Origin of the sequence: Microvirga sp. Mcv34 (genome assembly GCF_024519725.1) — a bacterium.
GTDB lineage: Bacteria > Pseudomonadota > Alphaproteobacteria > Rhizobiales > Beijerinckiaceae > Microvirga.
This window is the reverse complement of sequence record NZ_JALJRK010000074.1, coordinates 1-22114: the sequence shown is the minus strand read 5'-3', so window position 1 is coordinate 22114 and position 22114 is coordinate 1. Positions and strand designations below refer to the sequence as shown.

The following is a 22114-nucleotide window of genomic DNA, read 5'->3' as shown; positions in this document are numbered from 1 at the left end:
TAGAGCGCATAGGCCGCGTAGGCCGAGGCGAAGGCCGTGCAGGTGCCCGCCGCCGTGAGCACGCTCGGCACATTGGCGCTGGGAATGCCGGGCAGGCCGAAGCTGCTCTCGCGGCGGCGCATCCCTTCGCCCGCTCCGATGAGCGCGAGGGCGAAAAGCCCCCCGAGGGCGATGCGCGTTCCGGGGCTGAGCAGGTTCTGCTCGATGGAATAGCGCACGAGGAAGATGCCGCCCAACGCCAGCGCCACCCCGCCGACCCACACGGCCCAGCGCGAGCCGAGCTTTTCCTCGAAACCTGTGCGGGGCGGAGGGGGCTGTTGCGCCGCCGCTGGAATGGCCGGGACCGATACGGGCTTCGGCGCTTCTGCTTCCGGCGGGGGAGGAGCCGCTTGCGAGGGCTGCTCGGGCGCGGGAGCGGGCGCCGCGGTCGGCTCTGCCGCAAGGTCGCCGGCGCGTCGGGCAGCGCGCAACTCGGTCTCAAGATGGTCGAGACGCACATGAACGAGCTGAAGATTTCGCCGCGCCTTTACGGCCAAGATCAGGCCGATGAGGGCAATGATGGGAGCACCGATTCCGATCAGGGTGGACAGAAGGATGGCAAAACCTAACAACATGTCGTCCACGAAGGAGCCCCCGATTTACAGCGCAGAGCCGCTCCACCGACCGGAATCAGCTAGCCCCTGTTAAGCTGTAACATGAAGGGGGTCCCCTCCATAGCCTCCGCGCCCCGGCCGATGGCGCGGATCGCGTCGACCATCCGGCCCCGACGGTCGAGGAGGTCGTCGGCCAAAGCCACGAACCGGGCATTGGGCGTCGCGCTCGGAGACGCCTGCCGAAGCGCCAGCGCGATCTCGTCCTCCCGCCGCTCCGGTGCCAGTGCGCAGGCCGTGATATAGGCGGCGGCGGTGGAGCGGCTGATCCCGGCCCAGCAATGGAACAGGAGGGGGCTTTCCCGGCCCCAGGCCCGCACGAAGGCGAGAAGCCGCTCGATATGCTCAGTCCCCGCCAGGACATAGCCTTCCAAGGGCTCCACGATGTCGCTGACGCCGATGAAGAGATGGCGCTCCGCCGCGATGCCGGCCGGACGCTCCACTGTCGCGCTGGCCCCCAGAAGGCTCACCACATGGCTGGCGCGGGTGGCCGTCATGGTCTCATTCAGGCGGGACAAGGAGCAGACGTGCAGGGTCGGCATGGGCGGACTCGGAGTGGAGGAGGGGCCGTGTGGGAGTGGTATCGCATGACCAGACGTTCCCGTCATGGCCGGCCTTGTGCCGGCCATCTCGATTTGGGAAAGCGCCTCGCTGTCATTCCGGGGCGAGCGTTAGCGAGAGCCCGGAACCCATAAACGCCAGCGCCGCAGAAAAAGGTTTAAGGCTGCATTCCATTCCTTCAAACGTCAGCGGCTATGGGTTCCGGGTTCGCCTGCGGCGCCCCGGAATGACAGCGGGGGGCGCGTGATAAGCAACCCCTCAGCCCGCCAGCGTCGCGGTCACGCGATCCCGGTAGCGCTCCTCCGCGTCGGCCACAGGCCAGGGCTCCAGGAGCGCGAGCACGGCACGGGGCAGGGGCTCGGGGCGTCCAAAGAACTTGATGCCTTCCTCGCGGCCGAATCCGGCGAGGTGGGTCGCCTCCAGGAAGGCCGCCTGCCGGTCGGCCTGCTTGATGAAGCGCTTGAGCGCGGCGGCGGGCTGGGCGGGCAGGCCGAAATGCAGGTGGATGGCGCCGAGCAGACCCGCCTCAATGGTCTTGTAGGCATCGCCGATGACGGCCTTGAAGGGCGAGATGATGTCGCCGATCACGTATTCCGGTGCGTCGTGCAGCAGCACCGCGAGACGCCATTCGCGCGACATATCCGGATCGAGATGGCTCGCGATGGCCTCCACGAGCAGGCTGTGCTGCGCGACCGAAAAGATGTGCGGACCGACGGTCTGCCCGTTCCAGCGCGCAACACGGGCGAGTCCGTGGGCGATGTCGTCGAGCTCGACGTCGAGCGGTGAGGGATCGAGCAGGTTGAGGCGGCGGCCGGAGAGCATCCGCTGCCAGACGCGGGGTTCCTTCGCCATCAGAGTTTCTCGGCGAGTTGAGCGCATTCCGCGTGGCGATAGCAGCCGGTGAGGTGGTCGTTCACCATGCCGACCGCCTGCATGAACGCGTAGACGATGGTGGGGCCGACGAAGTTGAAGCCTTCCTTCTTGAGCGTCTTCGAGATCCGGCGCGAGACCTCCGTTTCGGTCGGCACGTCCTTGCGCGTTCTGGCGTTCGTCTGCACCGGCCGACCATCGACGAAATCCCACAGGAAGCGCGAGAAGCCGCCGCGCTCCTGGATGACGAGCCAGGCGCGGGCGCCGGCGATCGTCGCCTCGATCTTGGCGCGGTTGCGCACGATGCCGGTATCGAGCATCAGCGCCTCGACCTGGGCCTGATCGAAACGGGCGATCACCGCAGGCTCGAAACCGGCGAAGGCCCGACGAAAGTTCTCCCGCTTGCGCAGGATCGTGATCCAGGACAGGCCCGCCTGGAAGCCGTCGAGAATGAGCTTCTCGAACAGGGCGCGGTCGTCGAACTCCGGTACGCCCCATTCCGTGTCGTGATACGCGACATAGAAGGGATCGGTGCCGGGCCACCAGCAGCGGGTTTTGTTGTCGGGGTGCGGGATCAGTCCGTCGGTCATGGAACGTGTGTAGCGGGGCCGTGGGGAAACGGGAAGAGACGGCGGTGGCGAGGAGGGAGAATTCAGATCCTCCTCCACGTCATCAACGCCCGCTGAGTTGGACTCCAGCACCGCGCCGGTGATTTCGTTGCCTCACCCTCTCACCTCATCCTGAGGAGCAACGAAGCTGCGTCTCGACGGATCGTCCATGCTCTTTGGAGGCGCCCTCATCCTGAGAGCTCAGGTTGGTGCTGCGTGATGAGTCTGGATCCGAAGGAAACCCTCATCGTCCAGCCGACAGGGGCTTCCGGTAGTACACGACCCGCTCCGTCTCCTCGAAGCCGAGCGCCCTGTGCATGGTCTGCGAGGCGGTGTTCTCGAGGAGCACGTCGGAGGCGAATTCGCGGCAGCCGATACGCCTCGCCCAATCCTCGACGGCCCGGCACAACAGCCGCGCGAGGCCCCGGTGGCGGTGCTCCGGCTCGACATAGATCCCTTCGAGGAAGGCCACGGGGGACGTGGAGCAGCCGTTCACGTAGTCGTGGCGCAGGGCGGCCTCGGCGAAGCCGGCGGCCGTGCCGTCGGGCAGGCGTACGAGAAAAGCCACGGCCTTCTTCTGCTCCCAGAGCATGGCCTGCGCGTCGGAGCGATGCTCCTGCACCGGGCCGTCCGGCCAGAGGGCGTGGCGCAGCTTCGCCCATTCCTCGAGGGACTGGAGCGTGCAGGGCTCGATCCTGGGGCAGGCTCCGTCATTCAAGGGGCCGGCCTCCCCGCGCATCGACCAGATCCGCCATCCGGTGGGAGGCATCGTCATCCGAGAGCCGCAGCCCCGCCGACACGCCGAGCCGATCGGCCTCGGCGCGGTTCTGGCTCACCTTCCACTTGCCCTCGATCCGCGTGATCTCGATCTCGATTCCGACGATGCCCTTGAGCTGCGCGGCCACGAAGGGCGCCGGCGCATCGCTCACGGCCCAGGGTTCCGGTCGCGGTGCCTCCTGGACGTCCGTCATGGCGCCGATCTGCCGCAGCAGCCAATCGGGATCGTCCCGGATCGTCAGGCGGCCGCGGGCCTGGACGATGGCGTAATTCCAGGTCGGTACGACCTTGCCGTGCTCACGCTTCGCCGCGTACCAGGACGGCGTGACGTAGGCCTCGGGGCCCTGGAAGACCACGAGCGCCTCCTGGGCCGGATCGACGTTCCGCCATTGCGGATTGGCGCGGGAGAGATGGGTCTTGAGGGTTCCCTGCGCGGAGGCGGAGGCGTCCAGCAAGAAGGGGAGCGGGTTAGCCTCGATCCCGGCACTGCCGAGCGTCACCAGGAGGCCGAGCGGATGGGCCTTGATGAGGGCATGCTGAACCGAAAGGTCGTCTTCGCGATAGTGGGGCGGCTGGTACATGGCATTCCCGGGCATTGAAGCGGGGATGCTATCGATTCATGAAAGCCCGGACCAATCAAAAATCCCGATGCCGCGCATCACGTCCGGCAATGATCCTCACGATCCCGTCCGCAGCACCCGCAGCTTCTCGGCCAGCTCCGTCCAGCGGTAGGGCTTGCTGATGAAGGACACGCCCGCCCCCAGGCCCTCGGAGGGCAGGGCCGACATGGGATAGCCCGACGCGAGCAGGATCCTCAGGTCGGGCCGCATCTCGCGGGCCTTGCGGGACAGCTCGACCCCGTTCATGCCGTTGGGCATGATCACGTCGCTGAAGAGCACGTCGATGGACGTGTTGGCGTCGAGGATCCGAAGCGCCTCGTTGGCGTCGCTCGCCGTCACCACGTCGTAGCCGAGGCTGTCGAAGATGTCGCTCGCCACCTCCCGGACCGCCGGCTCGTCTTCCACGATCAGCACGGTTCCCGCGCTGTCCCGGACGGGACGGTCCGTCTCGTCCCCGTTCTCCTCAGGTGTGTCCTCGCCGCTCTCCTGAGCGGGCAGGAGCATCGTCACCCGAGTGCCCTGGTCGGGCGCGCTGTCGACCTTGATGTGGCCGCCGGACTGGGTGACGAAACCGTAGACCTGGCTCAGCCCCAGTCCCGTCCCCTTGCCGATCTCCTTGGTGGTGAAGAAGGGCTCGAAGACGCGGGAGACGACATCGGGGGCCATGCCGGTGCCCGTGTCCTGCACGGCGATCGAGACATAGTGGCCCGGCGCAAGGGACGTCGTGGCGGCATCCTTCTCTTCGAGCGTGACGTTGCCCGTCATGATCTTGAGGGTGCCGCCGTCCGGCATGGCGTCTCGTGCGTTGACAACGAGGTTGAGCAGGGCCGATTCGAATTGCGGTGCGTCGACGGAAATCCATCGCACACGAGGAGCGAGCGAGAGCTGCAGCCGGATCAGCTCGCCGCAGGCCCGGCGCAGGACCGTCTCGAAGCCTTCGATGAGGATGTTAGGATTGTGGGCGTTCGGCTGCAGGGGCTGGCGGCGCGAGAAGGCGAGGAGCTGCTGCGTCAGCTTCGCGCCGCGCTCGGCGGCGCGCTGCGCGCTCTCGATCAGCTTGATGTCGCGGGCATCGTGCGCGTTGCGGGTCAGGAGATCCAGGTTGTTGACGATGATCGTCAGCAGATTGTTGAAGTCGTGCGCCACCCCACCCGTGAGCTGCCCGACCGCCTCCATCTTCTGCGCCTGAAACAGCGCGGCCTGCGCCTCTTCGAGCGCCTCCTGCGCCTTCCGGCGCTCGGTGATGTCGCGCGTGATCTTGGCGAAGCCGATCAGCTCGCCCCGATCGGTGCGGATCGGATCGATGATGACATTGGCCCAGAAGCGCGTGCCGTCCTTGCGGACGCGCCAGCCCTCGGCCTCGAACTTGCCCTCGCGCGCCGCCGTCTCGAGGGCGCGCTCCGGAAGACCGGTGGCGCGGTCGTGCTCGGTGTAGAACTGCGAGAAATGGCGTCCGACGATCTCACTCTCGGCATAGCCTTTGATGCGCTGCGCGCCGGCATTCCAGTTCGTCACGAGACCCTGCAGGTCGAGCATGAAGATGGAGTAGTCGGTCACACCCTGGACCAGCAGGCGGAAGCGCTCCTCGCTCTCCTTGAGGGCTTCCTCTGTTTTCTTTTTCTCGGTGAGGTCGCGGGTGATCTTGGCGAAGCCGAGCAGGTTGCCGTGGGGATCGCGGATCGGGTCGATGACCACATGCGCCCAGAACCGGGTGCCGCCCTTGCGGACGCGCCAGCCCTCGGCCTCGAACTTGCCCTCGCGCGCTGCCGTCTCGAGGGCGCGCTTCGGCAGGTTCGTCGCAAGGTCCTCTTCCGTGTAGAAGCGGGAGAAATGCTCGCCGATGATCTCGCTTTCCACATAGCCCTTGAAACGCTGAGCCCCGGGGTTCCAGCTCACGATGGTGCCGGTCGGATCGAGCATGTAGATGGCATAATCCGTGACTGCGTCGACGAGGAGTTGGAAGCGCCTCTCCTGCGACGTCGTCCTTTCACCTGACACTGCATTCATCCAGACATTCCCCAGCAGGGCCGTTCGTGCGCTTCTTCGGCGCATAGGCCAGCCCAGTTGCATATAACGCAGATGTGATCCCGCTAGTTCCGCGAGCTTGACCTGAACTTAAATCGGGCGCTCCGCTTCGCCCGGGAATGGGAAGCGGATCCAGGCGGGCTTTTCGAGCGTCACGGGAATACCCCCGGCCCGGATCGTCTCGCCGGCCTGGAGCGCATCCGCGGCTCGGTCGAGGCGGATCATTAGGAGGCCTCGGCCGTCGATGCCCATTCCGGTCTGGCCCAGGGTCTTCCCTCCGGCCGTGACCTCGACGCCCACATCCGCCGCGAAACCGCCCTCATAGACCGCCGGCACGATCCGGGTGCGGGCCGTGCCCCGGTGCTGCATGCGCGAGACCACCTCCTGGCCCACATAGCAGCCCTTGTCGAAATCGACCCCGTGAAGCTGGTCCATCAGGGCCTCGTGCGGGAAGGCCTCGCCGAACAGGAAGTCGCGGCCGCCCTCCGGCACGCCGAGCGCGATGCGGTGCGCGAGGTAGGCCTCCGCCGGATCCCGGCCGAATTCCGCCGCATCCTGCGCCGCCACGACGGCGCGCCAGCCGAGACCGGGCAGGCGCGGGTCCTCCACGACGAATCCGGCCTCCTCGTCGGGCGGCGGCGAATCCCAGCCGGCCACGACGGCCAGGGCTTCGGACAGGTCCTCGACCGCCACCTTGGCCCGCAGCTTGTAGAAGCCGAGGCGTTTGGCAAGGTCGGGCGCGAAGACCTTGAGCACGTCGAGGTAATAGGCCCCACCGATCTCGGCCGGCGCCTGGAAGACGATGAAGTCGAACAGGATCTTGCCCTGCGGCGTCAGCAGGGCGCCGAGGCGCGCGGCGTCAGGCGACACGCGGTCCAGGTCGCAGGTGATGAGGTTGTCGAGAAAAGTCTTGGCGTCCTCGCCCGAAACCCTTACCACGCCCCGGTCGGCCAGATGGACTGACGGCATGTGCCCGCTCTCCTTATCGATACAAGCGTGACATATGCCCGTTCCGCAGCGGCCTCAAGGGATGAGATTGCCATGCCCCAAACCTTCGACCTGATCCTCAAAGGCGGCATCGTCGTGAATCACGACGGACGCGTCGAGCGCGACATCGGCGTGCGCGATGGGCGGATCGTCGCCATCGGCGACCTGTCGCAGGCCTCCGCCGCGCGGGAGGTCGAGTGTCGGGGCCTCCACATTCTGCCCGGCGTCATCGACACCCAGGTGCATTTCCGCGAACCGGGCCTCGACCACAAGGAAGATCTCGAATCGGGTTCCCGCGCAGCCATCATGGGCGGCGTCACGGCAGTGTTCGAGATGCCCAACACCGACCCGCAGACCACGACCCCGGAAGCGCTCGCCGACAAGGTGCGGCGCGGCCATCACCGCATGCATTGCGACTTCGCCTTCTGGGTCGGTGGCACGCACGAGAACGCCGCCGACGTGCCGGAGTTGGAGCGCCTGCCGGGCGCCGCCGGCATCAAGGTGTTCATGGGCTCGTCCACCGGTTCCCTGCTGGTGGAGGATGACGAGGGCATCGCCAGCATCCTTCGCCGCACCCGCCGCCGCGCCGCCTTCCATTCCGAGGACGAGGCGATGCTGCGCGAGCGCAAGGGCCTGCGCGTCGAAGGCGATCCGCGTTCGCACCCGGTGTGGCGCTCGGCCGAAGTGGCGCTCGCCTGCACGCAGCGCCTCGTGCGCATCTCGCGGGAGACGGGCGCCCGCATCCACGTGCTGCACATCACCACGGCCGAGGAGATGGCGCTCCTGAAGAACCACAAGGATCTTGTGACGGTCGAGGTCACGCCGCATCATCTGACGCTGGCGGGCCCGGAGGATTACGAACGCCTCGGCACCTATATCCAGATGAACCCGCCCGTGCGCGACGAGATGCATCGCGCCGCCCTCTGGCAGGGATTGGACGAGGGTATCGCCGACGTCCTCGGCTCCGACCATGCGCCGCACACGCGCGAGGAGAAGGACAAGACCTATCCCAACACGCCCTCCGGCATGACCGGCGTGCAGACCCTCGTGCCGATCATGCTCGACCACGTGAATGCGAGCCGGCTGACGCTGGAGCGGTTCGTGGATCTCACGAGCGCCGGCCCCAAGCGCCTCTTCGGCATCGCCAACAAGGGCCGCATCGCTGTGGGCTACGACGCCGATTTCACCGTGGTCGACCTGAAGCGCACCGAGACGATCACCAACGACTGGATCGCCTCGAAGTCGCAATGGACGCCCTACGACGGCAAGAAGGTGACGGGATGGCCCGTCGGCACGGTCGTGCGCGGCAACGTGGTCATGTGGGACGGGTCGCTCGAGACGCCGTCGCAGGGCGAGGTGGTAAGGTTCGAGGAGACGCTGGGCGGGTGATTTCCTAGCATCAATGGCAAGCTGAAACCGGCACAATCCTGAGCCCTCATCCTGAGGAGGTCGCGGAGTGACCGTCGCGAGGTCCCGGACTATGTCCGGACACGAGGGCGTCTCCAATGTGTACTGGACGATCCTTCGAGACGCCTGCTGCGCAGGCTCCTCAGGATGAGGTCGAGTGGGGAAATCCGGTGTTATGTGTCGTCACGCGGGCTCGCAGGATTGCGACCTGAGCGATAGCTCTTCGACAGTCCTGGAAGAGCTTCGAAATCGCCCCGGATCAGTGCTTCCTTCTTGGCTCTCGACCAGCCCTTTACCTGCCTTTCGTAGGCGATGGCATCGAGGATGCGGGCAAAGTGCGTCGAGTAAACCAGGACAACGGGCCGTCGCTTCGCCGTGTAGCCGCCAAAGGTGCCCAGGTTGTGCTGGCTGACGCGGGTTTCCAGATCGTCCGACCGGCTTGTGCCGACGTAGTAACTGCCATCGGCGCATCGAAGTATATAGAATCAGCAACCATCCATTCGTGGGGCTCCCGGGCATCGACACACCTCCTCGAAGGCGGGCTCATCAACCGGCACTACCCTAAGCCCTCATCCTGAGGAGCAGCGCAGCTGCGTCTCGAAGGACGAGGGCGCCTCCCGTGCGCACTGGATGACCTTCGAGACGCAGCTGCGCTGCTCCTCAGGATGAGGTCGGAGTTATAGGAGTCAGGCGCTCAGGCTGAGGTTGTCTCGTTCGTGTGCCCTCAGTGCTTCAGCGCGCCCACCATGGAAAAGGCGCCGCCGCGGATCTTGTCGGCGAGGGTCGCGGCGTATTCCGCAACGGCCTCCTCGCCATAGGTGGCAACGAGTTCGGTGAAGGCCGCGAAGAGGGCGGCCTGCGCCATGCAATCGCTGTCGAGCCCATCGAGCTCGGCCTCGGCGAAGGCCTCGGTCACATAGCTCAGGGCCGCCTGCTTGAGGGCGCTGAGTTCGGGCATATCGTCGAGAGGGACGTTGTTGTCGTTCATGATCCAGGCCCCTTTGAGGGGCGGCGCGCGAGTTCGGTTGAATCATTTCTAGACGTCGCGCCGACCCACCGCCAGCATCACCTTGCAAGGAGGTTAACGCGAGAGGGGATTTGCCGAAAAATGTGGATAAGAGGCACAGGCGCAACACTCATGTCGTCACGCGGGTGTAGATGGAGCCAAACTCCTCGGGGGCTGCTCATCAATCTCGGCCTCATCCTGAGGAGGTCGCGCAGCGACCGTCTCGAAGGATCGTCCAGCATGCACCGGAGGCGCCCTCGTCCTTCGAGACGGAGCTAAAGCTCCTCCTCAGGATGAGGGCTCAGGTCAGTGCTGGTTGATGGCCGGGCCTGCTGGCTGAGGCCTGGGAGAGATCGAGTTCTTTCCGCTCACCCGCCGTAGCGGCCCGTGATGTTGCGGGCGAGATGCTCGCCTTCGCTCAGGAAGCGCACGGAAGCTTCCTGGGCCGAAGGGGTGCAGACGCGATAGGTGAGGGCATAGGCCTGGTAGCCCTTGTTGTAGGCCCCGGCGAGGCGCTCGCGCCGGCCGGGCGTCGTCCCTTCCGCCTCGAGCAGAACCTGCATGCGGCGGCCCCATTCGGGGCCGTCGGGCGCGCTGCAGAGCGGGCGCAGCAGGGCGAGCGATCCCATGATCTCAGCCAGCCGCAGCAATTCCCTCTCGTAGGGCGCGGGTGGCGGCTCGACCGCCGGAGCGGGCTCCGCCTGCTGCTGCGGCTGGCCGGCAGGCTTCTGCGTCTGCTGTGGCTGAGGGCGTCGTTGCTGTTGCGGAGGTTGCTGCTGGCGGTATTGCGGCTGGGATTGCGGCACGGGCCGATATTGCTGCTGCGGAACGGGCTGGCCCGGTTGCGGTCGTGGCGGAACGCCGAACAGCCGCTCGAAGAAGCTTTGCGCCTGCGCCGGCGGCGCTGCCGCCAGCAGCAGGGCGGGAAGGGCGAGCAGTAGGCCGGTGCGCTTCATGCGCGTGAATCCTCGCCTGCGAGCCGGAAGGCCCGTTCCAGAATCCCCGTGAGACCTGCCGTCATCGGCAAATCGGCGATATCCCGTTCCGTGACCCAACGGATTTCCTTTGCTTCCGGACCTGTCTGGGGTTCGCCCGAAACCCAACGGGCGGCATGGGCGGCGATGACGACGTGATGCTTTATATGGCCTTTCTCGTCCCTTTCAATGAATTCGACCGGGGCGATCAAACCGATAAGCTTGGCCTCAACCCCGACCTCCTCGCGAAGTTCCCTCAAGGCCGCCTCGCCCAGGGTCTCGCCGGCTTCGACCATCCCTCCGGGCAGCGAGAACAGGCCCTCGCTCGGCGCCTTGCCGCGTGCGGCGAGCAGGATGCGTCCATCCCGGATCACCGCCACGGAGGCGGCGAGGATCGGACGGGCGGGATAGAGGCGGTCGGAGGTCATGGGGAGGGTTTCCGGGTCGGTGGTTCATCGGCCGCCACGTAGCGGGCCCTGGGGCGGATCAGGGCGGCCTGGCTGCGCTGCTCGACGGCATGGGCGAGCCATCCGGCCGTGCGCCCGATGGCGAAGAGGGCAAAGGCCGCCCCGGACGGCAATCCATAGGCCCGCTCCATCATGACGAGGGCCACGTCAATGCCGGGGCGGCCGCCGGAGGTTCCCGTCAGGGCCTTCAGGGTCGTGGCGTCCGTGGCCAGGAGCGGCGCGTTCTCCAGGAGGGCTTCGCCCCTGGGGTCGCCGTCCGGGTAGAGGCGGTGCCGGAGGCCAGGGCGGGGAGACTTTGCGGGATCGTCGAGGAACGCCCTGACCCGCTCCGTCATGCCGCCATGATAGGGGCCGCTCAGGGCGACCAGACCTGCGATCACCGCATGGCGCAAGGTCGCGCCGGTCGAGGCCGTGACCCGGACGGCAAAGGTGGACGAGCTGAGTTCGTGGTCGGCGCAGAGAACGAGGGCGCGCCGGATGGCGTCGGCCGCCTGCGGCGAAGCCCTCCAGGCCAGCGCCAGATGCCGGTGAAGGGGCGCGATGCCCGGATCCGAGCCGGTGGCCGCGGCGGCCATCAGGCGCAGGATCGCGGCCACCTCCGCCGCCCGGGTTTCCTTGGGCGCCGGCTCCGACAGAAGGCGGACCGCCTGCGCGACGAAGCCATGGAGGCCGATGGCCGGGCCGGGCAGGGGAGCGGGGATCCGGGAGGGTTCGAGGAAGGCGTCCCCGTGCAAGGCGCCGACCAGAAGTTTGGCGGTGTCCTCGAGGGTGGCTGTCCGGGCGAGGGCGATGGCGTCCTGCCCGCGATAGAACAGGCGCCCGTCCTTGATCTGAGCGATGGCCGTCTCCAGCACCGGCAGGCCCCAGTCGAGGGCGGTCGCCGCCGCGACGGCGGGACGGCGGAAGCGCGCCTTGCGCTCCACCAGCGTTTCCACATCCTCGACCGCGTAGAGCCGCTGCCGGGGATCGTGCGGTGACGAGAACGACCGGATCAGGCCCCGGCTCACATAGGCATAGAGGCTCGCCCGGCTGATGCCGAGACGCGCCGAGGCTTCGTCGGCCGATGAGAGATCGAGGGATGTGTCGTCCATATGTTGATATGTTGATTCAAGATTGACGGTTGCGCAAGGCCAGCGTGAAGCTCCCCGCAACACAGGAGGAAGCTCATGAGCATCGGACTTGACGACGTCGTGGCGGCGGAGACCGCTCTCAGCCATGTGGACGGGGAGGCTGGGCGCCTGATCATCTGCGGGCACGACCTTGAGGAACTCGCCGGCCGGGTGGCCTTCGAGGACGTGGTGGCGATGCTCTGGACCGGCCTCGTCCCGAACATCGCCGATCCTCGGGCGCTACTCGGCAAGGCGCGGGTCCGGGCCTTCAGGCACCTCGCTCCATTGGCCGACAGACTGGCCGGCCTCACGCCCGTGGAGGGGATGCGACTGCTGCTGTCGAGTTTGCCCGACGCGGAGGAGGACCATCCCGCTCTCGCAGTCGGGGCCGCCGGGGTGGCGGCCGCCATGGCGGTGCGCGGCGCGCAGGGCTTGGCGCCGGTGGAGCCCGATGCCCATGCGTGGCACGCGGCCGATATCCTGCGCATGATGCGCGACGCGCCCGTGGCGGCGGACGAGGCCCAGGGGCTCGACACCTACCTCGTGACGGTGATCGACCACGGGCTGAATGCCTCGACCTTCACAGCCCGCGTGGTCGCCTCGACCCAGGCGGGCATCCTGTCCTCGGTGGTGGCCGGGCTCTGCGCCCTGAAAGGCCCGCTCCATGGTGGGGCGCCTGGTCCGGTGCTCGACATGCTGGACGCGATCGGCTCCGTCGAGAATGCGGAAGCCTGGCTCGAAGACGCCATGGCCCGGGGCGAACGCCTCATGGGCTTCGGCCACCGCATCTACAGGGTCCGCGACCCGCGGGCGGATGTGCTCATGGCCGCCGTCGGGCGGCTGAAGGGGCGCGGCAACCGCATCGCCTTCGCCGAAGCCGTGGAGGTGACGGCCCTGAAGGTGCTGGAGCGCCGCAAGCCCGGACGCCGGCTCGACACCAATGTGGAGTTCTATACGGCGATCCTGCTCGACGCTCTCGGCGTCCCGCGCGAGGGCTTTACGCCCCTCTTCGCCGCCGGCCGCACGGCGGGCTGGGTGGCCCACGCCATCGAGCAGGAGAAGGTCGGCCGCATCATCCGTCCGCAGTCGCGCTACGTCGGAGCCCGGCCCGCCGAGGCGGCGTGACGCCAGGCCGAGGGCAGCGCGGGACATCACCGTCTCCCATCGATTCTCCTCTCCGATACTCGCTCTGCGCGCCCGAGAGCATAACCGATGCAGCCACCAGGATCTGTCCAGCTTGCCATCGAAAACAATCCTGAGTATCAGCCGAAAGGGTCTGGCAGATGCAGGAAGCCCTGCCAGGCCTGCAGGGCATCATGCATCCTTCTCATCACGTCATCAAAGAGGTGCAGGGACTTCGGGCCATCGCCGTCCTGTCCGTCCTGATCTATCATGTCTGGCCCGAAGTTCTGCCGGGCGGCTATGTCGGCGTCGACGTCTTCTTCGTTATTTCGGGCTTCCTGATCACCGGCTCCCTTTTCAAGGAGTTCAAGGCCAAAGCCGAGATCGATATCCTGGGCTTCTACGCCCGCCGCATCCGGCGCCTGCTGCCGGCAGCGACCGTGGTGTCCATCGCGGTCGCGCTGAGCATCCCGCTCTTCCCGAAAGGACAATGGCCGGACATCGTCAGCGGCATCGTGGCCAGCGCGGCCTATGTTCAGAACTGGTTCCTGGCCGCTCAAGCCGTGGATTACCTGGCGGGCGATACGAAAGGACCCATGAATCATTTCTGGTCCTTGTCTGTCGAGGAACAATACTACATAATCTGGCCGCTGATCCTGCTCCCCGTTCTCGTCGCCGTGCGCAAGGCGGGCTTGGATTCCCGTAAGGCTTTCGGCTGGGTCGTCACCGCAGTAGGAGCCGGCTCTCTCGCCTTTTCGGTCTATCTCACGCCCCTCGACCCCGGAACCGCCTATTTCGCGACCACGACCCGGGCCTGGGAGCTGGCGCTTGGCGGTGCCCTGGCTGTTTTCCTTGCTCCCGGAGGCGTTCCGCAGCCTCTGAAGGCCGCACTGGGGCTTGCCGGCATTCTCGGGATCGTGGCCGCAAGCCTTGCTTTCGACGAGAGCACGCAATTTCCGGGCTATGCGGCGCTGCTCCCGACCCTGGCTGCAACGGCCGTTATCGCGTCGAGCGGCGCGCAGGAGGCCTGGTCCGGCCGCATCATTTTGAACTCGAGGCTGTTTCAGTACCTCGGCGACATATCCTATTCGCTCTATCTCTGGCACTGGCCCCTCATTGCCGTCTACGCGGAGGTGACGGAGCGCAGTCCAGGTCTTGCCGACGGCGCTCTGATCCTCCTTGCTTCCTGCGGCCTTGCCCATGTCAGCAAGGTGTTCGTCGAGGATCGGTTCAGGTCGGGCTTCATTGCCACGGGAAAAACGATCGCCACCGGGGCGGCATGCGTGGCGGCGATCCTTGCGCTTGGGGTGGGTTATCTCGCGGTGAGCGAACAGGAGCCGGGACCGATCGCTTCAGGGGAGGACCGACCCGGGGTGCGGGCGATGACCGACCCTCGCTACGATTGGCGGAACGAGGATCTCGCCACCTTCATCCCGAGACCCGAGCACGTGAAGGCGGACGTGCCGTCCATCTACAAGTCCAAATGCCATCAGAACCAGGGCAGGACGGCAGTCCTGACATGTACTTACGGCGATCCGACCGCCAGGACGAAGATCGTCATGGTCGGGGATTCTCACGCGGGCCATTTTTATCCTGCCTTCGAGGAGCTCGCGCGCAAGGGTTCGATCCAGTTCCACGGCCTGTCCAAGTCCGCATGCCTGTTCTCTCTGGAGGCATTCTACCATCCCCCATTGAAGCGCCTTTATACCGAGTGTCTCGAATGGTCGAAGAACGTGATCGCGTGGCTTGAGCGCGAGCGGCCCGATCTGGTCCTGGTCGCGCAGTCGCCCGGCTATCCCGAGACGGCCCTGAAGGGCATGGCGGAGGCGTGGTCGCGCCTTACCGACATGGGGCTCGATGTGCGCGGTATCAGGTCCACGCCCTGGCTCAAGTTCGATGCGGACAGGTGTCTGGCCGAGAGCGGAAACCGGAGCGTCGACTGCGCGCCGCCACGGGATGACGTCTTCAGAATGGATCCCGTTCTCACGACCGCCCGGGAACTGAAGCGGCCTGTGCTCGATCTCACGAAATATTTATGCGACGCTGAGCGATGCCCGACTGTGATCGGCGGTATCCTGGTCTATCGGGACCGCCATCATCTGACAGCCACATTCGCCAAGACCCTGAGCCACGCCTTCATGAGCGAGCTGTCGCTCGACAAGCGCGTGGAATAGGTCAAATCGTGAGAACGGGCGCCCTCAGGGCTCCTCCGGCCGCCGCGCGAGGCATGGGTCGAGGACGATGAAATCAGGGCTCGGGCGGCTGTAGCCGCCGGCGACGGTCACCACGTCGCCGACCTTCATGTCATTGGTCTGATAGGTGACGCAGAGAACCTTCGGGTCGGGCGCGGTGCCGCACAGGCCGAGATAGGCGAGGGTCCCGTCGAAATTCACGAGGGCCAAGGGACCTGTCACGCTGAAATCGACGCGGGTCTCACCGGTTTCACGATCCTTGGTCAGCTCCCGCACCTCGTGGCATTGCGCCCGGTACGAGGGCTGCATGTCTGCGTCGGCGAAGGGATCCTTCTCGGGCGCTTCCTGGGCGAGAGCCGTCAGCGCCGAGCCGAGGATCAAAGCGGCTGTCAGGAGGGAAGTGAACTTCCCTGCACGGTGCCCGGCAATCCGCAGGAGCATGGACCGCTCCTTTAAACGTGCTGGCCGCCGTTGATGTGGAGCTCCGCGCCGGTCACGTAGGAGCTTGCATCCGTGCAGAGGAAATAGATCGCCTTGGCGACCTCGTCCGGGGTGCCGAGGCGGCGCAGCGGCAATTGCTCGACGATCTTTTCCGTGCCGGGAGACAGGATCGAAGTGTCGATCTCGCCCGGCGAGATGGCGTTCACGCGTACGCCGAGCGGCCCAAAATCGGCCGCCATTTCGCGGGTGAGGGCGGCGAGTGCCGCCTTTGACGTGGCATAGGCCGCACCCGCGAAAGGGTGGACGCGGGAGCCCGCGATGGAGGTCACGTTCACCACCGAGCCCTTCGCCTTCGTGAGCTCGTCCTGCAGGCCGCGGGCCAGCATGATCGAGGCGAAGAAGTTCACCTGGAACACGCGCAGCCAATCGTCGTGCGTCGTGTGGATGGCGTCGAGCCGGGAGCCGCCCGGCCCCTTGGGGGAGATGCCCGCGTTGTTCACCAGCGCGTGGAGGCAGCCGCCCTCGGCGGCGAGCCGCTCCTTTACCTCGGCGATGGCGCGGCGGGTGTCCTGCGCGTCGGCAAGGTCCACCTGGAGGTGGTCCTCCGGTCCCATCTCCCAGGGGCAGTTCTCCGGAAAGCCGTGCCGCGAGCAGGTGATGACCCGCCACCCGGCTGCCGAGAAGCGCTTGACGGTCGCATGCCCGATCCCCCGGCTGGCGCCGGTGAGCAGCATGATGCGGCGGGAATTGGTGGGCGATGCGGACATCTGGGTTTCTTTCCGAGAGGGGGCAGAGCCCTATCCCAGTTCAGGGCTGAGGTCCATGGGATCAGGGATAAAGCCGCACCTTCCGCCAGCCGTCCCCGTCGCGGGTGAACACGACGCGGTCATGGAGCCGGAACGGCTTGTCCTGCCAGAACTCGATGGACACCGGGGCTATGCGGAAGCCCGTCCAGTAGGGTGGGCGCGGCACCTCGCCGATGGCGTATTTGGCCGTGTTGAGCGCCACCGCCTTCTCGAGGGCGAAGCGGCTCTCGAGCGGGCGCGATTGCTGGCTCGCCCAGGCGCCGATGCGACTGTCGCGGGGGCGGCTCTGGAAATAGGCGTCCGCTTCCTCGTCGCTCACCAGGGTGACGGGCCCGCGGGCGCGCACCTGGCGGCGCAGGCTCTTCCAGTGAAGGACGAGGGCCGCCTTCTTCTGGCCGAGCAATTCGCGGCCCTTGTTGGATTCCGTGTTGGTGTAGAACACGAAGCCGTTCTCGTCGAAGCCCTTCAGCAGCACCATGCGGACGTTGGGAAGTCCGGTCTCGTCGACGGTCGCCAGCGCCATGGCGTTGGGGTCGTTCGGCTCCGAGGCCTCGGCTTCCGAAAGCCAAGTCCTGAAGAGGGCGAAGGGCTCTTCCGATTCAGTGAAGTCACCGGTTGTTAACGGGTTCAATGGTTATCTCGTACTGTGACTTTTGGTTCTGGGGGATCCGACGCGTGACGTGGATCAATGCGCGCCGTTATAGATCAGATGTTGGCCGGAGCGAAGCCATGAAGCTGTTGGTCGTCGGCCTTTTGGCCCTGTCCACGAGCGCATGCAGCTTCTCCTTCGGTCTCTCGGCTCTCGACGACGAGGAGCCGAAATCCACCGGCACCGTCACGGCCCGGGCGGACACCCCCCTGTCCCCCGACCTCGACCAGGAGGATTGGCGCCGGGCCAAGGCGGCGCTCGCCGTCGCCCTCGATCCGCAGGGGCCAGGCACCCAGGTGTCCTGGGACAATCCCGCCTCCACCATGAAGGGCACCTTCACGCCCATGGGCGCGCCCTTCGTGAAGAACGACGAGATCTGCCGCAGCTTCTCGGCCCATCTGAGCAGTCCCTCGGCATCCTCCCTGCACGGCACCGCCTGCCGGCCCTCAGGGGGCGACTGGGCGATCAAGGACGTCAAGCCCCTCAAGGCTGCGGCCAAGGTCTAGCTCTTACGGGCGATCTCGTTGCAAAGGCGCAACACTTCGCCCATATGACCGTCAAACCCGTTGAGCTTCGGCGCATCGTGCGGAAAAGTGGACCCGGTTTTCGCTAGCGCGGCCCGCTGGGTCCGCGAAGAACGCTGCGCCAGCTCAGACAATGAGCATCGGATTCGATCCCAAATGTGCAAAATCACTTTTGGGTCCGTTGCTCTTAGCTCTCAATCCGACGGTTCATGGAATCCACAATGCGAAACCCCTACGACGTTCTAGGCGTATCCCGCTCGGCGAGCGAAGCGGAGATCAAGAAGGCGTTCCGCAAGCTCGCCAAGACCTATCATCCCGACAGCAACAAGGACGACCCCAAGGCGAAGGACAAGTTCGCCGAGGCGAATAGCGCCTACGAGATCCTCGGCGATGCCGGAAAGCGCGCCCAGTTCGACCGGGGCGAGATCGACGCCGAGGGCAAGCCCCGCTTCCAGGGCTTCGAGGGCTTCGGCGGCGGAGGACGCGGCGGCGCGCGGCCGGAGGACTTTGCCGGCTTCAGCGGCTTTTCCGGCTTCGGCGGCGGCGCCCGTCGCTCGAACCGGAGCCATTTCGGCGCCGATCCGGGCGAGGACGTGTTCTCCCAGTTCTTCGCCGATGCCTTCCGCTCCGCCGGCGAATCCCCGCGCCAGAGCCGGGGCCGCGCCCGCGCCCAGAAGGGCGAGGACGTGGCCGCCACCCTGACCGTGACCCTGGAAGAGGTGGCCCAGGAGGCCAAGAAGCGCATCCGGCTCTCAACCGGCCGCGACGTGGACGTGGTCATCCCCAAGGGCGTGAGCAACGGCCAGGTGATCCGCCTGCGCGGGCTGGGGCAGGGCGCCCCCGGGATCGATCCCGGCGATGCGCTGCTCACCATCAATTTCGCCCCCCATGAGCGCTTCACGCCTGAGGGCTCGGACCTGCGCCTGCGGCTTCCGGTCGAAATCGAGGAGGCAATCCTCGGCGGCTCCGTGCGGGTGCCGACCCTGACCGGCTCGGTGGAGATGAAGATCCCGCCCATGACCAATTCCGGCCGCACCTTCCGCCTGCGCGGCAAGGGACTGCCCACCAAATCCGGCCACGGCGATCTCTTCGTGACCACGGAAATCAGGCTGCCCGAGGTCGTGGACGAGGACCTGATGGAATACGCCCGCAAGCGCCGCTCGGCCAACGCGAAGTAAGGTCGGCACCCAAGGCCCTGCTGCCGGGCGCAGACCCGGATGACATTCTCGACGTTATGGCCGGCCTTGTGCCGGCCATCCCGTTTCTGAAAGACGCCGCGTCTTTCCAATCGGGAGCGCCGGGACGAGCCCGGTGACGACCGGTAGAACGGCGGGAGGAACGCCGATTGTCCGAACGGCTGCTAAGAGGGCTTCCCCGTGGTCGCTCGGTCGGCTAAAGAGGCCGTTCTTTCTTGAGCTGTCCAGTGACGATCTAGGTGAATCATGGCGGAGACAAAGGCCACCGGCATTCTGGCCGGTAAGCGTGGCTTGGTGATGGGCGTGGCGAACAACCGTTCGATCGCCTGGGGCATTGCGCAGGCTGCCCGCCAGCACGGAGCGGAACTCGCCTTTACCTATCAGGGCGATGCCCTGAAGAAGCGCGTCGAGCCCCTGGCGAAGGAGCTCGATGCTCATGTGGTCGGTCATTGCGACGTGACGGACGGCGCCACCATCGACGCCGTGTTCGAAGAAGTGAAGCGCCTCTGGGGCTCCATCGACTTCGTGATCCATTGCATCGCCTTTTCGGACAAGGACGAGCTCACCGGCCGCTATGTGGAGACCTCCGAAGGCAACTTCACCAAGTCGCTCCTGATCTCCTGCTATTCGTTCACGGCCATCGCCCAGCGGGCCGAGAAGCTGATGAACGACGGCGGCTCGCTGCTGACGCTCACCTATTACGGCGCCGAGAAGTGGATGCCGCACTACAACGTCATGGGCGTGGCGAAGGCGGCGCTCGAGGCGTCGGTACGCTATCTGGCGGCCGATCTCGGCCCCAAGAACATCCGCGTCAACGCCATCTCGGCCGGCCCGATCAAGACGCTCGCCGCCTCCGGCATCGGCGATTTCCGCTACATTCTGAAGTGGAACGAGTACAACTCGCCCCTGCGCCGCACGGTCACCATCGAGGAGGTCGGCGAGACCGCCGCTTATCTCGTGTCCGACATGTCGCGCGGCATGACCGGCGAGATCCTGCATGTGGATGCGGGTTACCACGTGGTCGGCATGAAGAACCCGGAAGCGCCGGATCTCTCCCTCGACAAAGATTAGTTTCAGCGTATCGGACTTGAAAACAGTGACCGCGTCCCGCCCCACGATCTACTTCATTCGCCATGGCGAGACGGACTGGAATCTGGAGGGCCGGCTCCAGGGCCAGAAGGACATTCCGCTCAACGATGTCGGGCGCGTCCAAGCCGAGGAGGCCGGCCGCAAGCTCCAGTCCCTCGCGCCGCATGTCGAGGACCTCGCCTATGTGGCGAGTCCCATGACCCGAACCCGCGAGACCATGGAGATCCTGCGTGGGACCCTTGGCCTGCATCCGGAATCCTACAGGCTCGACGAACGCCTGGTCGAGCTGACCTTCGGCTCCTGGGAAGGCATGACCTGGAAGGAGGTCCGCAAGGCCGAGCCGTCGCTCGCGGCTCTGCGCGAGCAGGACAAGTGGCATTACGCGCCACCCGGCGGGGGCGAGAGCTACGCCATGCTGGTGGACCGCATCCGCCCGATCCTGGACGACCTCACCCGTGACACGGTCATCGTCGCCCATGGCGGCGTCGCCCGGGCTTTCCTCGCGATCTGCTGCGGGGTGAATTCCCGTCAGGCCGCCAGCATGGACATCTGGCAGGGCCGGGTGCTCATGATCGAAGGGCTCAGCTATCGCTGGGTGTGACGCGGGTTGCGCCGATGTGGCGCTCAGCCGTCCATCAGCGGGACCACTTATGCTCGTTGACCTCAGGCTCGCCGTGAAAACGCCGTTCCATACGAATGACGATGCGGCGCACGGTGCCGTAGCTTTGGAAGAGGCGGCTCTCGAGAGTTCGGAACCGTGCCAGATCGGCTTCGCTCGGCCGGTCATCCGTGTCGCGCCAGTAGCGGTAGACGAGGGCGACCGCCTCCCGCACGAGCCTCTCTGCCTGAACGAGAGGTGGCTTTGGTTTCCGACGGAAGATCATGGCGGCAACTCCCTCAAGTGAAGCAGCCACCAGCATCGCTGGTGGCCGGGAGTTGAGAAACCGCCGCAAGACGGCTGCATTGGCCTTTGGGCTTTCGCCTTGGACATGCGCCAACACCTCCCGGCCATAAGGCAAGGAGGCATCGTGTGCGGTCGATGCCGACCGCTTGCGGAGGGGTTCTCACACCCCAGAACCGGGTGCGCCCGGTTCCGGTTCGAGTGCTAGCATGGCGGAATGCCCAGGGGCAATGCAACGGCATGGCCCACTCATGGCCCAAAGCCGTTCCTAAAGCATCGTGCGGAAAACTTATCGCCGCGTTTCCGCGTTATCGGGATATGCAATTTATCTGCGATGCTCCAGGGGCGAAGACTTGGTTCCGGATCGAGACGGAGGGCGAGGCCGCGCTCGAATCCGATGCGATGAGCCATGCGGTCGAGAAGCATTTTCGCAATGCCTGGGAGGCGGCCGCCAACAGCTATCAGGCGGATTCCAGCCCCTTCATCGAGCGGAATATCGGCCTGAAAGCGCATGTGCGGCGCATGATGCCCCTGTTCCTGACCCTGAGGGATGCGGAGGGCAAGACCCTCGTCACCGCCATGCTACCGCCGGAGGGGCGCCGGGATGCCGGCTTCAGGATCATCATCGTCGGCCCCGAGAACCGCGATCCCTACCCGGAGCACGAGGACGCCATCGTGGCACTCGGTCACCATTTCGGTCTCACCCTCAACCGCGCGGATTGCTATCCCTATCGGTGAACCGGTCCCGGCCTTCACCTTCGCCGGCGTGTTGCGTCGGGAGTGACGCCCGCTCACGTCATGGCCGGGCTTGTCCCGGCCATCCGATCCGGTGAAGCACGGCGTTTGTCCGATCGGGATCACCGGCACGAGGCCGGTGATGACGTGGCAGAGGTGGTTGACACTCCGGCACTTGGTGCGTCCGTTCTGACGCGCGCCGCCGTCATGGCCGGGCTTGTCCCGGCCACCCACGTCTTCCACCCACGCCAAAGGCGTGGGTGGCCGCATCAAGTGCGGCCATGACGTGGAGGGTGGGGGCGCGTGATGTTACGTTCTTGTTTTGTTCTTGACAGATGCTTCAACCTTAGCTATATCATTGCACAGCCTGATCCGACGAGGGGCGCGCTTCGCGAGGC

At 66.1% G+C, this 22114-nt stretch carries 25 protein-coding genes; 8 read left to right on the top strand and 17 right to left on the bottom strand.

The window, feature by feature from the left end:
* From OC446_RS24370 to OC446_RS24335, 8 genes are all read right to left on the bottom strand, one after another.
* On the bottom strand, nt 1–614 hold a 614-nt coding region (locus OC446_RS24370; RefSeq protein WP_262031600.1), incomplete at its 3' end, for a DUF2339 domain-containing protein.
* 59 nt (nt 615–673) lie between these two features.
* A complete protein-coding gene (locus tag OC446_RS24365; RefSeq protein WP_262031599.1) occupies nt 674–1192 on the bottom strand; it encodes a tyrosine phosphatase family protein in 519 nt (172 codons plus the stop codon).
* 277 nt (nt 1193–1469) lie between these two features.
* A complete protein-coding gene (locus OC446_RS24360; protein ID WP_262031598.1) occupies nt 1470–2063 on the bottom strand; it encodes an HD family hydrolase in 594 nt (197 codons plus the stop codon).
* Nucleotides 2063–2671, bottom strand: coding sequence for a DNA-3-methyladenine glycosylase I (locus OC446_RS24355; protein WP_262031597.1), 609 nt, complete (start codon nt 2669–2671; stop codon nt 2063–2065). Before OC446_RS24355 ends, OC446_RS24360 begins: the two co-directional genes overlap by 1 nt.
* Before the next feature lie 262 nt (nt 2672–2933).
* On the bottom strand, nt 2934–3407 hold the full coding sequence (gene aac(6'), locus OC446_RS24350; RefSeq protein ID WP_262031596.1) for an aminoglycoside 6'-N-acetyltransferase: 474 nt from the start codon (nt 3405–3407) through the stop codon (nt 2934–2936).
* Entirely contained in the window at nt 3400–4047 is a 648-nt protein-coding gene (locus OC446_RS24345) for an FMN-binding negative transcriptional regulator (RefSeq protein ID WP_262031595.1), read from the bottom strand. Before OC446_RS24345 ends, aac(6') begins: the two co-directional genes overlap by 8 nt.
* A gap of 96 nt (nt 4048–4143) precedes the next feature.
* On the bottom strand, nt 4144–6093 hold the full coding sequence (locus OC446_RS24340; protein ID WP_262031594.1) for a PAS domain-containing sensor histidine kinase: 1950 nt from the start codon (nt 6091–6093) through the stop codon (nt 4144–4146).
* Between the two features lie 108 nt (nt 6094–6201).
* A complete protein-coding gene (locus tag OC446_RS24335; RefSeq protein ID WP_262031593.1) occupies nt 6202–7080 on the bottom strand; it encodes a YgfZ/GcvT domain-containing protein in 879 nt (292 codons plus the stop codon).
* Nucleotides 7081–7107: 27 nt separating this feature from the next.
* Here OC446_RS24335 and OC446_RS24330 point away from each other — a divergent pair, with 27 nt between their 5' ends.
* Nucleotides 7108–8487, top strand: coding sequence for a dihydroorotase (locus OC446_RS24330; RefSeq protein ID WP_262031592.1), 1380 nt, complete (start codon nt 7108–7110; stop codon nt 8485–8487).
* Nucleotides 8488–8678: 191 nt separating this feature from the next.
* Here OC446_RS24330 and OC446_RS24325 read toward each other — a convergent pair whose 3' ends face one another.
* The 5 genes from OC446_RS24325 to OC446_RS24305 all read right to left on the bottom strand — a co-directional run bounded on the left by OC446_RS24325 (nt 8679) and on the right by OC446_RS24305 (nt 12043).
* Nucleotides 8679–8984, bottom strand: coding sequence for a GIY-YIG nuclease family protein (locus OC446_RS24325; RefSeq protein ID WP_262031602.1), 306 nt, complete (start codon nt 8982–8984; stop codon nt 8679–8681).
* A gap of 245 nt (nt 8985–9229) precedes the next feature.
* Nucleotides 9230–9493, bottom strand: coding sequence for a hypothetical protein (locus OC446_RS24320; RefSeq protein ID WP_262031591.1), 264 nt, complete (start codon nt 9491–9493; stop codon nt 9230–9232).
* Between the two features lie 386 nt (nt 9494–9879).
* The gene (locus tag OC446_RS24315) at nt 9880–10467 is read right to left on the bottom strand and encodes a TIGR02301 family protein (protein WP_262031590.1); all 588 of its coding nucleotides are present in this window, start codon (nt 10465–10467) and stop codon (nt 9880–9882) included.
* Nucleotides 10464–10913 (bottom strand): NUDIX hydrolase, encoded by a 450-nt coding sequence (locus tag OC446_RS24310; RefSeq protein ID WP_262031589.1) that lies wholly within the window; start codon nt 10911–10913, stop codon nt 10464–10466. Before OC446_RS24310 ends, OC446_RS24315 begins: the two co-directional genes overlap by 4 nt.
* Nucleotides 10910–12043 carry a citrate synthase family protein gene (locus tag OC446_RS24305; RefSeq protein WP_262031588.1) on the bottom strand — a complete coding sequence of 378 codons (1134 nt, stop codon included), beginning with the start codon at nt 12041–12043 and terminating at the stop codon, nt 10910–10912. The genes OC446_RS24310 and OC446_RS24305 overlap by 4 nt, the downstream gene beginning before the upstream one ends.
* Nucleotides 12044–12118: 75 nt before the next feature.
* Between OC446_RS24305 and OC446_RS24300 the strand changes: the two genes are divergently transcribed.
* Both OC446_RS24300 and OC446_RS24295 read left to right on the top strand, forming a co-directional pair.
* On the top strand, nt 12119–13186 hold the full coding sequence (locus OC446_RS24300; protein ID WP_262031587.1) for a citrate synthase/methylcitrate synthase: 1068 nt from the start codon (nt 12119–12121) through the stop codon (nt 13184–13186).
* A 158-nt stretch (nt 13187–13344) separates the two neighbouring features.
* Nucleotides 13345–15357, top strand: coding sequence for an acyltransferase family protein (locus OC446_RS24295; RefSeq protein WP_262031586.1), 2013 nt, complete (start codon nt 13345–13347; stop codon nt 15355–15357).
* A 24-nt stretch (nt 15358–15381) separates the two neighbouring features.
* Here OC446_RS24295 and OC446_RS24290 read toward each other — a convergent pair whose 3' ends face one another.
* The 3 genes from OC446_RS24290 to pdxH all read right to left on the bottom strand — a co-directional run bounded on the left by OC446_RS24290 (nt 15382) and on the right by pdxH (nt 17253).
* Complete coding sequence (locus OC446_RS24290; protein ID WP_262031585.1) at nt 15382–15816, bottom strand: hypothetical protein; 435 nt, start codon at nt 15814–15816, stop codon at nt 15382–15384.
* An 11-nt stretch (nt 15817–15827) separates the two neighbouring features.
* Nucleotides 15828–16550: an SDR family NAD(P)-dependent oxidoreductase gene (locus OC446_RS24285; RefSeq protein ID WP_262031601.1), complete on the bottom strand. Its 723-nt coding sequence runs from the start codon at nt 16548–16550 to the stop codon at nt 15828–15830.
* A 94-nt stretch (nt 16551–16644) separates the two neighbouring features.
* A complete protein-coding gene (pdxH, locus tag OC446_RS24280) occupies nt 16645–17253 on the bottom strand; it encodes a pyridoxamine 5'-phosphate oxidase (RefSeq protein ID WP_262031584.1) in 609 nt (202 codons plus the stop codon).
* Nucleotides 17254–17351: 98 nt separating this feature from the next.
* Here pdxH and OC446_RS24275 point away from each other — a divergent pair, with 98 nt between their 5' ends.
* From OC446_RS24275 to OC446_RS24260, 4 genes are all read left to right on the top strand, one after another.
* Nucleotides 17352–17777, top strand: coding sequence for an RT0821/Lpp0805 family surface protein (locus OC446_RS24275; RefSeq protein WP_262031583.1), 426 nt, complete (start codon nt 17352–17354; stop codon nt 17775–17777).
* A gap of 239 nt (nt 17778–18016) precedes the next feature.
* Nucleotides 18017–18973 (top strand): J domain-containing protein, encoded by a 957-nt coding sequence (locus OC446_RS24270; RefSeq protein ID WP_262031582.1) that lies wholly within the window; start codon nt 18017–18019, stop codon nt 18971–18973.
* Nucleotides 18974–19237: 264 nt separating this feature from the next.
* Nucleotides 19238–20062 carry an enoyl-ACP reductase FabI gene (gene fabI, locus OC446_RS24265; protein ID WP_181053651.1) on the top strand — a complete coding sequence of 275 codons (825 nt, stop codon included), beginning with the start codon at nt 19238–19240 and terminating at the stop codon, nt 20060–20062.
* A gap of 25 nt (nt 20063–20087) precedes the next feature.
* The gene (locus tag OC446_RS24260; protein ID WP_262031581.1) at nt 20088–20681 is read left to right on the top strand and encodes a histidine phosphatase family protein; all 594 of its coding nucleotides are present in this window, start codon (nt 20088–20090) and stop codon (nt 20679–20681) included.
* A 34-nt stretch (nt 20682–20715) separates the two neighbouring features.
* Here OC446_RS24260 and OC446_RS24255 read toward each other — a convergent pair whose 3' ends face one another.
* A complete protein-coding gene (locus OC446_RS24255; protein WP_262031580.1) occupies nt 20716–20964 on the bottom strand; it encodes a hypothetical protein in 249 nt (82 codons plus the stop codon).
* A gap of 335 nt (nt 20965–21299) precedes the next feature.
* Here OC446_RS24255 and OC446_RS24250 point away from each other — a divergent pair, with 335 nt between their 5' ends.
* On the top strand, nt 21300–21719 hold the full coding sequence (locus OC446_RS24250; RefSeq protein ID WP_262031579.1) for a hypothetical protein: 420 nt from the start codon (nt 21300–21302) through the stop codon (nt 21717–21719).
* The last annotated feature ends 395 nt before the right edge of the window (nt 21720–22114 follow it).

Coding starts and splice junctions, on each gene's coding strand:
- OC446_RS24365 (WP_262031599.1), bottom strand. CDS start 1,192: ATGCCGACCCTGCACGTCTGCTCCTTGTCCCGCCTGAATGAGACCATG.
- OC446_RS24360 (WP_262031598.1), bottom strand. CDS start 2,063: ATGGCGAAGGAACCCCGCGTCTGGCAGCGGATGCTCTCCGGCCGCCGC.
- OC446_RS24355 (WP_262031597.1), bottom strand. CDS start 2,671: ATGACCGACGGACTGATCCCGCACCCCGACAACAAAACCCGCTGCTGG.
- OC446_RS24345 (WP_262031595.1), bottom strand. CDS start 4,047: ATGTACCAGCCGCCCCACTATCGCGAAGACGACCTTTCGGTTCAGCAT.
- OC446_RS24340 (WP_262031594.1), bottom strand. CDS start 6,093: ATGAATGCAGTGTCAGGTGAAAGGACGACGTCGCAGGAGAGGCGCTTC.
- OC446_RS24335 (WP_262031593.1), bottom strand. CDS start 7,080: ATGCCGTCAGTCCATCTGGCCGACCGGGGCGTGGTAAGGGTTTCGGGC.
- OC446_RS24320 (WP_262031591.1), bottom strand. CDS start 9,493: ATGAACGACAACAACGTCCCTCTCGACGATATGCCCGAACTCAGCGCC.
- OC446_RS24315 (WP_262031590.1), bottom strand. CDS start 10,467: ATGAAGCGCACCGGCCTACTGCTCGCCCTTCCCGCCCTGCTGCTGGCG.
- OC446_RS24310 (WP_262031589.1), bottom strand. CDS start 10,913: ATGACCTCCGACCGCCTCTATCCCGCCCGTCCGATCCTCGCCGCCTCC.
- OC446_RS24305 (WP_262031588.1), bottom strand. CDS start 12,043: ATGGACGACACATCCCTCGATCTCTCATCGGCCGACGAAGCCTCGGCG.
- OC446_RS24300 (WP_262031587.1), top strand. CDS start 12,119: ATGAGCATCGGACTTGACGACGTCGTGGCGGCGGAGACCGCTCTCAGC.
- OC446_RS24295 (WP_262031586.1), top strand. CDS start 13,345: ATGCAGGAAGCCCTGCCAGGCCTGCAGGGCATCATGCATCCTTCTCAT.
- OC446_RS24290 (WP_262031585.1), bottom strand. CDS start 15,816: ATGCTCCTGCGGATTGCCGGGCACCGTGCAGGGAAGTTCACTTCCCTC.
- OC446_RS24285 (WP_262031601.1), bottom strand. CDS start 16,550: ATGCTGCTCACCGGCGCCAGCCGGGGGATCGGGCATGCGACCGTCAAG.
- OC446_RS24275 (WP_262031583.1), top strand. CDS start 17,352: ATGAAGCTGTTGGTCGTCGGCCTTTTGGCCCTGTCCACGAGCGCATGC.
- OC446_RS24270 (WP_262031582.1), top strand. CDS start 18,017: ATGCGAAACCCCTACGACGTTCTAGGCGTATCCCGCTCGGCGAGCGAA.
- fabI (WP_181053651.1), top strand. CDS start 19,238: ATGGCGGAGACAAAGGCCACCGGCATTCTGGCCGGTAAGCGTGGCTTG.
- OC446_RS24255 (WP_262031580.1), bottom strand. CDS start 20,964: ATGATCTTCCGTCGGAAACCAAAGCCACCTCTCGTTCAGGCAGAGAGG.
- OC446_RS24250 (WP_262031579.1), top strand. CDS start 21,300: ATGCAATTTATCTGCGATGCTCCAGGGGCGAAGACTTGGTTCCGGATC.